General features: G+C 41.5%; 10 protein-coding genes, 1 pseudogene and 1 other annotated feature. Of the genes and pseudogenes, 6 read left to right on the forward strand and 5 right to left on the reverse strand.

Annotation, left to right across the window (positions count from 1 at the left end; all coding sequences use genetic code 11):
• Positions 1 to 53: 53 nt before the first annotated feature.
• Positions 54 to 440, reverse strand: coding sequence for a penicillinase repressor BlaI (gene blaI, locus ACR42H_RS03205; RefSeq protein ID WP_436374695.1), 387 nt, complete (start codon positions 438 to 440; stop codon positions 54 to 56).
• Positions 441 to 474: 34 nt separating this feature from the next.
• Complete coding sequence (locus ACR42H_RS03210; protein ID WP_436374696.1) at positions 475 to 2,256, reverse strand: BlaR1 family beta-lactam sensor/signal transducer; 1,782 nt, start codon at positions 2,254 to 2,256, stop codon at positions 475 to 477.
• A 276-nt stretch (positions 2,257 to 2,532) separates the two neighbouring features.
• Between ACR42H_RS03210 and bla the strand changes: the two genes are divergently transcribed.
• From bla to ACR42H_RS03240, 6 genes are all read left to right on the forward strand, one after another.
• Positions 2,533 to 3,429, forward strand: coding sequence for a class A beta-lactamase (gene bla, locus ACR42H_RS03215; protein ID WP_436374697.1), 897 nt, complete (start codon positions 2,533 to 2,535; stop codon positions 3,427 to 3,429).
• Between the two features lie 210 nt (positions 3,430 to 3,639).
• Positions 3,640 to 4,470: a glycerophosphodiester phosphodiesterase gene (locus ACR42H_RS03220; protein ID WP_436374698.1), complete on the forward strand. Its 831-nt coding sequence runs from the start codon at positions 3,640 to 3,642 to the stop codon at positions 4,468 to 4,470.
• Between the two features lie 119 nt (positions 4,471 to 4,589).
• Positions 4,590 to 5,111 (forward strand): N-acetyltransferase family protein, encoded by a 522-nt coding sequence (locus tag ACR42H_RS03225; protein WP_436374699.1) that lies wholly within the window; start codon positions 4,590 to 4,592, stop codon positions 5,109 to 5,111.
• A 243-nt stretch (positions 5,112 to 5,354) separates the two neighbouring features.
• Positions 5,355 to 6,557, forward strand: coding sequence for a hypothetical protein (locus ACR42H_RS03230; protein ID WP_436374700.1), 1,203 nt, complete (start codon positions 5,355 to 5,357; stop codon positions 6,555 to 6,557).
• 18 nt (positions 6,558 to 6,575) lie between these two features.
• Positions 6,576 to 7,853 carry a Zn-dependent hydrolase gene (locus tag ACR42H_RS03235; RefSeq protein WP_436374701.1) on the forward strand — a complete coding sequence of 426 codons (1,278 nt, stop codon included), beginning with the start codon at positions 6,576 to 6,578 and terminating at the stop codon, positions 7,851 to 7,853.
• Positions 7,843 to 9,018 carry a M20 family metallopeptidase gene (locus ACR42H_RS03240; protein ID WP_113884189.1) on the forward strand — a complete coding sequence of 392 codons (1,176 nt, stop codon included), beginning with the start codon at positions 7,843 to 7,845 and terminating at the stop codon, positions 9,016 to 9,018. The genes ACR42H_RS03235 and ACR42H_RS03240 overlap by 11 nt, the downstream gene beginning before the upstream one ends.
• Before the next feature lie 187 nt (positions 9,019 to 9,205).
• Here the strand turns inward: ACR42H_RS03240 and ACR42H_RS03245 are convergent, their stop codons facing one another.
• From ACR42H_RS03245 to thrS, 3 genes and pseudogenes are all read right to left on the reverse strand, one after another.
• Positions 9,206 to 9,565, reverse strand: coding sequence for a cyclic-phosphate processing receiver domain-containing protein (locus tag ACR42H_RS03245; RefSeq protein ID WP_436374702.1), 360 nt, complete (start codon positions 9,563 to 9,565; stop codon positions 9,206 to 9,208).
• Positions 9,566 to 9,738: 173 nt separating this feature from the next.
• Positions 9,739 to 10,227: pseudogene (locus tag ACR42H_RS03250) on the reverse strand (SRPBCC family protein).
• Positions 10,228 to 10,377: 150 nt separating this feature from the next.
• Positions 10,378 to 11,577: a threonine--tRNA ligase gene (gene thrS / locus ACR42H_RS03255; protein WP_436374703.1), complete on the reverse strand. Its 1,200-nt coding sequence runs from the start codon at positions 11,575 to 11,577 to the stop codon at positions 10,378 to 10,380.
• 51 nt (positions 11,578 to 11,628) lie between these two features.
• Positions 11,629 to 11,860: a binding site (T-box leader), on the reverse strand.
• Between the last annotated feature and the right edge of the window lie 209 nt (positions 11,861 to 12,069).

Consider the following 12,069-nt stretch of genomic DNA (forward strand, 5'->3'; position numbering starts at 1 on the left):
GTCAAAGAAGTGGCGCTAAAACCCCTGCAATTAAAGAGGGTCTAGCATGAAGGTTATTCATCCTTCTTTTGTTTCTTTGCCAAAATCGTCCGCAGTTCGTTAATTTCTTCATCAGACAGGGAGTCTTCCTGGATGAATTGGACTAGCATGGATTTCACCGTTCCGCCATAGATTCGCTTGATAAAGGATTGAGCTTCTGCCTGCTGGCATTCATTCTGTGAATATAACGGGAAAAAGGTATAGATTCTCTGGTTTTTATTTACGCCCACTACATTCTTCTGGACAAGCCTGTCCAGAAGAGTTCGGATTGTTTTGGGCTTCCAGTCTGTGCACTCTTGTAAGGATAGAATGACTTCATTAGCTGTTTTGGGTGCGCCGTGCCAAAGGACTGTCATGACTTCCCACTCGGATTCTGAAATGCTGGGAATCCTATCAGTCATATTACCGCCCTCCTTCTTTAATGAGATGAACGAATTAATAAATACCTTTTTTCTTCAAAATGGATAATGTAATTTCAGCTGCTTTACTTCCATTGGAGTTATCTTCATTCTGTATATTCGTTGCAAAAAAATATGTGTCCTGCCCTAACTCAACATACCCGATGAACCATCCATTGATGGTTTTTCCATTTACAGTGCCTGTACCTGTTTTTCCTGAAAGGAGGGACCCTTCTTTTCCTTCTAGTTTAATGGAATCTTTCACCGTTTGGATATTCTTTTCTTTAAAACCAAATTCGTTGGCATAAAATTTTTTAAGCAGCTGAACTTGTTCCACTGGAGAAATTTTAAGGGAAGATTCCAGCCAATATTCGTCTATTCCACCAGATAGATCGCGATTCCCGTACCTGATTGTGTCCAGAAAAGTTTGAATCGTACCGGACTGCACTTGCCGGTCTAACGTCTGAAAATACCATGTAACGGAATTTTTCATTGCCGAAGTTAAATCCTGATCCGCATTCCAGGAATCAATAGGATATTTAAGTCCGTTCCATTTGGCCAAGGAGTTTTCATCCGTTATGATGCCTGACTCTAAACCAAGAAGCGCACTATAAACTTTATAAGTAGAATTTGGTGAAACCCTTAATGTGCTTTGTTTTTTATTATGAATAAGATAGTGGTCTGCTTCTTTATCATACAATACAAAGCTTCCATCATATCCTGCAAAATAATTACCTAAATCCTCATAAATAATGTTATCATCCTTAAATTTATAGCTGCTATTTTCATGAGCCATTACAGAGATAAATGGAGCCTGGCCTGCAATAAATATCCCCGCAAAAATGAGTATAGCCGCACTTTTCCATCTCAGCAGTTTTGATTCCGACTTAAAACAGGCAATTTTTTCGATTCTCCTTTTGATCTGTTTCTTTGACCCGTTTAAATGGTCTGCCAAATCGACTGTCACTGCCCTTGAGGCTTTATGGGCAAAATGAATAATGCTGTTTCCATACTCCATAAAATCCTGCTCATCCAAAGAATTTAAAACCGCCGCATCACAGGCAATTTCCCGATCCAGCCTCATTCTCTTAAAAGCTAGCCAAACTAGAGGATTAAACCAATATAGTATTTGAAAAATCACGATTAAATAATTGACTGCAGCATCTTTATTTTTATAGTGGTTCAGTTCATGCAAAAAGATATATTCTATATCCTTTTCAGAAAGCCACTTGTCAAAATGGCGGGGAAGCACCACATAAGTCTTAAAAAATCCAAACGTCATTGGGGTTTTAACGAGAGAGGACTCTCCAACAATAATACTTCTGGAAATCTTCAGTTTGTGTTTGCAGTGTTCGAATAATGATAAAAGCCTGCTATTTCTCAGGCTGTTTGTATGTTTCTTTATTTTACTGATTTTAAGCCTTGCGATCAGCGTAAATACAGCTAAAACAGCCACCACCGAAATCCAGATATAGAATAGAACATGATTTAATAATGTTAAGTCGTAGCGTTCCACCGAAACGGCTATGTCTTCCATCCAATTATTTTGCCTTAAAGGACTCTCCGCAGCTGGTGCAGTTTGAGGTTGGACGCTGCTCTTGATATTCCAAAAGGAAAATGAATCGGAAAAAGTCATGAGTTGTATTGGAATAAGAGGCAGTGGTAAAGCAAGCAATAATAGAAACCAAAGATTATAGTGGGCTTGTGCTGTTAAATGTTTTTTTAAAATGTTTTTTAACAGAAGAATGACTCCGATTGTAAAAGAAGACACCAGCAGACATTCCAAAAAAACAGGTAAAGACTGTGAGCTTGTGATCATCCTCAGACCTTCCTCGCAATATTTGACATCTAGTTTTAATCCCTTAGACAAAATGAATACCAACCATTCTAGCATCCTATTTTTACTTTATCAAATCAGGGGGATCTTGTGAAATACCATAATATCAGGGGTTTTTATCAGCGGTTGACAAACGATGACTACAAATGTAGTATTGTATTACACTTGTAGTCTACATGGTGAAATATAAGTTCAAAATTAATAAGAAAAGAGGTAATAAAATTGAGGAAACGATATCAATCTATTACTAGTAGGAATATGTTAAAAGCAGTCCGGTTATTCAGTTTGGTTCTGCTTCTTGCCCTGACTGGATGTGCAAATGGCAATCATCCATCAGAGGCCAGTGCGGCAGAAAACTCCAAAAAAACTTCTGTAAATACCAACCAAAAATTCAAAAAGCTGGAGAAGGAGTTTGACGCACGGCTTGGCGTTTATGCATATGACACAGGAACGAAAAGGACTATTGCTTACAGGTCTAATGAGAGATTTGCTTACGCATCTACATTCAAGCCGTTGGCAGCTGCAATATTGCTGGAGAGAAGATCACTGGAGGAAATGGATGAAATCATTACATACACAAGTGAAGACCTGGTTACATATTCTCCGGTTACAGAAAAGCATGTAAAGACTGGCATGACTTTAAGGGAACTCTGTGAAGCGGCAATCCGGTTTAGCGACAATACCGCAGGCAACTTAATTTTAGAGGAATTAGGTGGCCCCGATGGATTCGAAGCAGCTTTGAAAGAAATGGGGGATACTGTCACAAAGCCTGAGCGCTTCGAGACAGATTTAAATGAGGCAGAGCCAGGGGACGTCCGGGATACAAGTACACCTAAAGCACTAGCAGCAAGTCTTCAAAAAGTTTTGATTGGCGATTTTCTGTCTGAAGAAAAGCGGAACCTTTTAACCGATTGGATGCGGGGGAACGTTACTGGGGATCCATTAATTCGTGCTGGTGTGCCAAGCGGCTGGGAGGTGGCTGATAAGAGCGGTGCTGCAGGTTTTGGCACCCGGAATGACATTGCAATTGTCTGGCCTCCAAACAGGGAGCCGATTATCATGACGATCCTTTCCAGCCGGGATTCAAAGGATGCCAAATACGATAATGCCCTGATTGCAAAGACGGCGGAGATGACAATAAAGGCTTTGGATTAAAACATTTACCAGCGGGGAATTTTCCCCGCTGAAAGGTGTGAAAGGGTAATTTTATTCATTTTCAAATAACCGTTTTGTAAAAAATCGTAAGGAAAATGGCCGATTTTTGTTAACATGATCTTTATTTACCCATAAGAATAATCACACACCATTTCAATATTCCTTATCTAAAATATGTTTGAATACATATTTAGATAGGAGATGGAGAGAATGAACAAAAAACTATTAATTGGTACAGGGGTGGCTTTGTCACTGCTGTTTAGCCCAATCAGCCAGGCGTTCGCAGAAGAACCGACAATAGGAGAAAGGAAACAAGTGGATAATATAGCGCATCGAGGTGCAACAGGGTATGCACCGGAGAATACGATAGCCGGCTTTGATCTGGCTGTAGACATGAAAGCTGATTATATCGAAATTGATGTTCAAAGGAGCAAAGATGGCGAATTAGTGGTAATCCACGATACATCTGTGGATCGTACAACAGATGGAACCGGAAAAGTAGGGGATTTAACGTTTGACTATTTAAGAAGTCTCGATGCCGGCAGCTGGAAAGGGGAACAATTTGCGGGGGAACCAATTCCGACATTTGAAGAGATTCTGGATCGCTACCATGGTAAGGTTGGAATATTAATAGAATTGAAGGCTCCAGAGCTTTACCCTGGCATTGAAGAACAAGTGGCGGATAAATTAAAAGAACGAAATCTTGATAAACCGCAAAATGAAAAAATCATTATCCAATCTTTTAACTTTGAATCCATGAAAACAATGGATCAGCTTCTGCCTAAAGTTCCGATTGGTGTTCTGACATCTAATCGTGCGGATACTACAGCGGAAGCTTTACAGGAATTTTCAGCTTATGCAGATTGGTTTAATCCAAGCTATGGAATTGTCACCGAAGAATTAGTAAATCAGGTTCACTCTCTTGGCATGCAAATTGGATCATGGACAGTGCGCAGCCAGGAAGCCGCCGACTTCCTGTTCAAAATGGAAGTTGACGCCATCATTACCGATTATCCGGATTATGTTGATCCTAGAAACTAATATCTGGAAAGGAGCAGCTGCTGCTCCTTTTTTTGTTTGGAATTTTTTCCTGAATCAGGAAAGGGATTATTTGTGTTTCTATGGAATATAAACGTTATCCTTTTTCAGAGGTGAAGCTCATGAACATTAGAAAAGCGGTTTTAGCTGATTCAAAGGGTATTGCGAAAGTACATGTTGATAGCTGGAGAACAACCTATAAAAATATTATTCCTGATTCATTTTTAAGTAACTTATCTTATGAAAGGCGTACGGATTTATGGAATGGGAATATTACAAAAGAGGGAAATTATGTGTTTGTCGCGGAAAATAGCGATGGAGAAATCATCGGATTTGCTGATTGCGGCAAGAGAGGCAGTAATCATGTTCCGGAATCTGGTGACTTAACTGCCATTTACCTCCTGGAGGAATATCAAGGTAAGGGAGTTGGCAAGAGCCTATTAAGGAAGGTTTTTCTGCAATTTGAAGAACTTGGCTTCAATAGAATTTTTGTTGAGGTACTGGAAGATAATAAAACCCGTCATTTCTATGAGTATTATGGTGCAGTCTTATATAAAACTGAAAAGATTACTATTGCAGGTGCTGAATTGAATCTTCTTATATATGAATGGAGTAACATTAGGGATGTATTAATTAAATTCTAATCCAGGAAACTCGTCAAACTGACGAGTTTTTTTTCTCCAGCTCTAATAGACTTTTAAAATAATAATATTATATTACCAAACTAAATAAAGAGACAAGCTCCAAACAAAAACTGGAACGACATCGCTTACATAAAATTTTTAATAATTTAAATTGACTGAAAAGTATAATTGTATTATTATTCTAACAATATATGTTCTTCGCAACACGAATGAATAGGTATTCAACTAGAGGGGGAAGGGTTTATGTCACAGCTGTTAGCGTTAGTAATTCTTTTGCTTATTTTATTCATTGGAGATTTGGTTGCGGTTCGCACAAAGGCATGGGTGCCGTCCATTTTCGTCTGTGCCGTACTGTTCCTTGCCGGCTATTGGACATTTTTTCCGCAGGACATCGTAGCATTGGCAGGAGTTCCGCCGGTTGTGGCTACGATGATGATGTACTTATTGATTACCAATATGGGAACATTGCTATCAATCCAGGAATTGAAAAATCAGTGGAAGACGATTGTGATTGCTTTGTCAGGGATTTTGGGAATTATCGCGATATTACTTGGAATCGGTACCTTTATCTTTGGATTCAAAACGGTAGTTGTCGCCATTCCTCCATTGGTTGGAGGGGTAGTATCTGCCCTGATCATGTCGGAAGGAGCAAAAGAAGCGGGTCTGGCTTCTTTATCTGTCTTTGCAATCGTGATTTATGTTATGCAGGGGTTTGCGGGATATCCGCTCACATCGATTGTCCTGAAAAAAGAAGGAAAGCGGCTTTTACAGCAGTACCGGAGCGGACAGCTTGCTTATAAGGCACAGGGACAGGCAGCTGAAGAGACGGCAGCAGCAGCAGCTCCAAAACCTGAGCTTAAGCTTTTTAGAAATATGCCGGAGAAATATAATACAGATTTCTTTAAATTTTTAAGATTGGCAACAGTATCCTACCTTGCTTATCTGACATCGACACTGCTGGCTCCAGTTGCGAGTGTCAGTCCATTTGTACTTTGCCTCTTGTTCGGGGTTATTGCCACAAGTCTTGGCTTTCTTGAAAAGCAGGTACTGCAGAAAGCAAACGGTTTTGGCTTTGCGATCATGGCCCTGATGCTCTTTATTTTTGACGGCTTAAAGCAGGCAACACCTGGGATGATGCTTGAGATTATTTATCCGCTTGCAGGAAGCATTATTCTAGGCGTAATGGGAATGTATATCTTCTCATTTGTCGCAGGGAAAATTTTAAAAGTGAGCAAGGAAATGGCCTTCGCAGTTTCGCTGACGGCACTATATGGGTTCCCGGCCGACTACATTATTACAAATGAAGTCATTAAGTCATTGACAGAAGATGAAAAAGAGAGGGAAATGCTGACCAGCAACATGCTTCCGCCTATGCTTGTCGGGGGATTCATTACCGTGACCATTGTGTCGGTCGTATTGGCCGGAACTTTTGTCGGACTTTTATAAGGAAGGAATTGGATCGAAATGAGTGAAGTTCAAACAGGGAAAAATGTGAATCTGGAAAAAGTACAGGTACGAATTGAAAACCATATTGACACCTTAAGCACTTATACAGCGACTCCAGGCAAAGGAACAACCAGGCTGACGTATAGTCAGGAGGATCTGCTTGCACGGCAGTATATTAAGGGGAAAATGAAGGAAGCGGGCTTGACTGTCCATGAAGATGGATTGGGCAATATCTTTGGAAAGCTTGAAGGGACCCTAAAAGATGCACCGAGTGTTCTGATCGGCTCTCACTTTGATTCCGTCCCGAATGGGGGATCCTATGATGGGCCTGCCGGAGTTGTAGCAGGACTTGAAGTCGCTGCACTTTTCACTGAGAACGGATTAACACCAAAATATCCTTTGGAAGTTATCGCCCTTATCGAAGAGGAAGGCTCCAGATTTGGCGGCGGCTTAATGGGTTCACGCGGTATGGTCGGTTTGCTGGCTGAGGAAGAATTTAAATCATTGAGGGATAAAGATGGCATTACGACCGTTGAAGCCATGGAGAAAATCGGGCTCGATCCATCTCTTCCGAGAGAAAGAGACCAGCAGTCAGTAAAGGCTTATCTGGAATTGCACATTGAACAGGGACCTATTTTAGAAGAAAAGAATATCCCAATTGGGGTAGTCGAAGCGATTGTCGGCTTAACGCAATTGGAGGTAACCGTAAAAGGACAGGCCGGGCATGCCGGGACCACTCCAATGGACAGGCGCTCTGACGCGCTGGTTGCGGCCGCCAGGATGATAGCCCAATTTCCCGGGCTGGCTGCGGCTGAAGGAGAAGGGACGGTAGTGACAACCGGGCAATTGCAGGTATATCCAAATGGAGCCAATGTAATTCCGGACCAAACGGTCTTTTCTGTAGATATTCGCTCCGGCAAGGAAGAACATGTCCAGAATATTATTAAAAAAGTGAAAGAATTAGCAGATTCATATCGTGATAGCGGAGTAGAAATAACCGTTGAACAGCTTTTATATATTCAGCCAAAAGAGATGAATAAAGAGATTGTCAGTCTGTTAAAGGAGAAAAGCAGTGAACTGGGTTACGCTTCATGCCCCATGAATAGCGGCGCCGGACACGATGCAATGGTTTTCGCTGATTACACACGTACTGGAATGCTGTTTATTCCAAGTAAAAACGGTCTGAGCCATTGTCCGGAAGAATGGTCTGATTCCCGGCATATTGCCGAAGCTGTCCAAATCCTGTTTGAGGCAGCAATAGAGCTAACGGAGGCGGGAGTAAGAGATGATTCATAACCAACTAAAGGAATTGATTGGGGCATATAGTAATGAATTAACAGAACTGCGCAGAAGATTGCACCGTGAACCAGAGGTGTCATGGGAGGAATTTAAAACCACCCAATATATCTGTGAGTATCTCGATGGTCTGGGCATCCCCTATAAAAGAACGGAACCAACTGGTGTCATTGCTGAAATAGCAGGCGGGAAGCCTGGAAAGACCGTAGCTTTAAGGGGAGACATGGATGCGCTGCAGGTGGAGGAATTGAATAAGGATCTGCCTTATGCATCTCTGGAAAATGGCAAAATGCATGCATGCGGACATGATGCCCATACCGCAATGCTGCTGATTGCCTCCAAGGCATTAAATGAGATAAAAGAAGAATTGCCGGGGAATGTCCGTCTTCTGTTCCAGCCAGCGGAAGAAGTAGCGGAAGGTGCGAAGATGATGGTGGAACAGGGAGCGATGGAAGGTGTGGACAATGTCTTTGGCATTCACATCTGGTCGCAAATGCCGACACATAAAGTGTCCTGTACACCCGGCCCATCCTTCGCATCAGCTGATATATTCAAGGTGACATTCAAAGGGAAAGGCGGGCATGGGGCGATGCCGCATGATTGCATTGATGCCGCTATAGTGGCATCTTCCTTTGTGATGAATGTGCAGAGTGTTGTGTCCAGAACCATTGATGCCCAGCTTCCTGCCGTACTCACCATTGGAAAAATGACGGTGGGCACAAGGTTCAACATTATCGCTGAAAATGCAGTCATCGAGGGAACAGTCCGCTGCTTCGATCCAGAAACTAGGGATCATATTGAAAAACAGCTTGAGAATTATGCTGAGAAGACGGCATCGATCTATGGTGCTAGTGCAAAAGTGGAATACATCCGGGGTTCCCAAGCGGTAATTAATGAGGAATACAGTGCAAACCTTGTACAAAAAGTTGCTTCTGAAGCTTTCGGGGAAGATCTCCTATACAATGAAAAACCAACAATGGGTGCGGAGGATTTCAGTTTTTACCTGGACAAAGCGCCTGGCAGCTTCGCCCTCGTCGGCAGCGGCAATCCAGAGAAAGACACCGAATGGGCTCATCACCACGGCAAATTCAATATTGACGAAGACGCCTTATCGACAGGCGCAGAGCTATATGCACAATATGCCTGGGCATATTTGAACGAATAGAAGTAAGATTTTAAAGCTAACTCCGCTCCTCTATATGGAGGAGCGGAGTTATTTTTGCCTAGTTCCAATTCTTCTTATAATTTTTAAGGACATGAAAAAAGGAAGCAGTTAAAAAGCTCTGCTCCCCATACACTGGTGATATTTAAATTTCCTGTGATCAAGGGGAATAGGTAATGGTCAATGAATTCTACTGCTTTTGCAGTTGATTTGGCGGAATGAAGCTTAGGGGCAGTGGTCTTAAGATGACTTTTATGTCAGTGGGCATTTCAAAATCCTGCTGTGCTTGTTTTAAATAATGATACATAGCTTTCCCGCCTGTTGAATTGGCAGAGTGAACAGTTATGCGATTCGCAAATAACTGTTTTTGAACCATTATATGAACAAGCATAAGACCATTTCTCGATTTGCTAACTAAATCATGGTCTAAAGACAAGTGGTCAATTTCAAAGGTCTGAAGCAAATGGATACACTCATCGATGGTCTCAACTAATACATGACCATCAGGCGCTTTCCGATAATCATCCAGGAATACGCTTATTTTCTCCAATTTTTATCCCCCTTTCGAAGGGGTGACTAAGAATAGTCAAGTTGACCCTAAGGATTTGGTTCATGTTTCATTGTAACATATATATGTAAGCAAAGATACCAAAGAGGGATTATTTGGAAGAAACCGAACATCACCTATCTGTTTTAAAAGATAGTGTCAGCAGGTAATTGCTTTTAAGGATGGCAGCAGAGATTTCCTTCGCCCTTTTCAAGAGCTGATTTTAAACTGTCCAGTACACCTGACCAAGCCATTTGATGCCAGTTAATCGCTTCAATCCAATCATCATGATCCTTAAATCCCCTATGTTCAACGACCACTTTTGCTGAATCTTCATTGATTGCCTGGAAACTTACATGTACAGTTGTTAATTCATCCTCGTTATTCATTAAATCCTCAAATTGGTCTGGGCCTTTCCAGGTGAACTCAAGCCCATTTTCAGTAATAAGCTTATTGATTTTGCAGCCCTTCGTGCTCATGCCCGTACTATTGCCGGGAATAAAATAAAGCTCATAAGCTCCGCCTTCCTTAGCTTCTATTTTCGCTTCAGGTGCAAACCATTCAGATACCCTATCTGAGATTGTCTAAGCGAGCCATACCAGATTCAGTGGTGAATTGATTGTTGTCTCATTAATAATGGCTTTCTCATTTGCCGTGGTTTTCAAAAAAATCCTCTCCCAAGTGTAAAATTATTACATTTAAATAGTAAAATTATTTTGAAAATTAGGATATGATTAATAGGAGAAAATTCGGAGAGATTTTGTAAAAGAATAAGAAAGCCCAAAAGGAATAGATTCCTTCTGAGCTTGAAAGATTTACCTGCCGCCGTTTATTTCATTAATAAAATGCTCAATTACTTCCTCAATGCTCATCACATCGATATTTCCCACTTTACGTTTTCTCAGTGACAGGGATTGCTGCTCCATTTCTTTATCACCAATCACCAGCATGCAGGGAACTCTCTGTTTTTCGGCTTCCCTGATCTTGAGTCCCATTTTCTCTGTTCTGAAGTCGGCTTCCGCACGGATTCCTGCTTCTTCCAATTGTGATTTCACATATTCTGCATATTCTGCATGGGCATCTGAGATGGGAATGATTTTTGCTTGAACCGGTGACAGCCACACTGGAAAATCCCCTGCGAAGTGCTCAATTAGAATGGCCATGAATCGTTCAACGGAACCAAAGATGGCCCTATGAATCATAATGGGAAGATGAAGTTTGTTATCTTCACCAACATAAGCACAATTAAACTTTTGCGGCATTTGAAAATCCAGCTGGACAGTACCGCATTGCCAGCTTCTGCCGAGAGAATCCAATATATGAAAATCAATTTTCGGCCCGTAAAACGCCCCATCACCAGGATTAATCTGGTAGTTAACTCCTTGGTTTTTCAAAACAGATTCCAAGGCCCCTTCAGCACGTTCCCACATTTCCTGTGATCCCATGTATTCCTCTGGGCGTGTTGAAAGTTCAACTTTATAGTCAAAACCAAAATGGGAGTAGAACTCATCAATTAGGACAAGTATTTTATCAATCTCGGCTTCAATCTGATCAGACCTCACAAATAAATGGGCATCATCTTGAGTGAACGACCGAACTCTTAACAATCCATTTAAAGAACCTGAGAGTTCGTGTCTATGGACTAATCCCAGTTCCGCATAGCGGAGAGGCAATTCCCGGTAGCTTCTCCGTTTGCTGTTGAAAACCAATATCGCACCCGGGCAGTTCATGGGCTTTATCGCATAATTTTGTTCATCCACATTTGAGAAATACATATTTTCATGATAATGATCCCAATGGCCGGATTGTTCCCAAAGTTCCTGTTTCATCATAATCGGTGTCTTAATTTCCTGATAGCCTGCACGGTGGTGTTTTCTTCTCCAGTAACTTTCAAGTTCATTTCGCATCACCATTCCATTTGGCAGGAAAAAAGGCATTCCCGGGGCTTCCTCCATGGATGTGAAAAGTTCCAGCTCTTGACCTAACTTTCTATGATTTATTTTTTCTGCTTCCATTTCAATTCCTCCTGATTATTAGTTATAAAAAAAGACCACACTCCTCCCAAACATAGGGACGAGTGTGGTCGTGGTGCCACCCTAATTTCACAAAGCAATCGAAAGACTGTTTTATGCTCAAAAAGATAACGGATTCCCCGATTATGGATACTCTGATCTAAATCATTCCCCATAATAGCTCCAAGGCGGTAAATCATTCCCATTTCTTCAGGGCTTGCAGCCGGTGACCCTGATCTCTGGAAAGAAAATAAAGAAAGATTCATGTCCTTATCAACGCTAACTATATAGTTTTAATAAAAATAAATAGCCGCACTCATCCCAGTAAAAGGGACGAGTGCGGCCGTGGTTCCACCCTAATTCCATAAAGCATTTGGAAAGACTGCTTTATGCTCAAAAAGATAACGGATTCTCCGATTATGGATACTCTGATCGAGATCATTTCCCCATAATAGCTCCAAGGCGGTAAACCATTCCATTTCTTCAGGGCTTGCA

Origin of the sequence: Cytobacillus sp. BC1816 (assembly GCF_051353635.1) — a bacterium.
Classification (GTDB): Bacteria; Bacillota; Bacilli; order Bacillales; family Cytobacillaceae; genus Cytobacillus; species Cytobacillus oceanisediminis_C.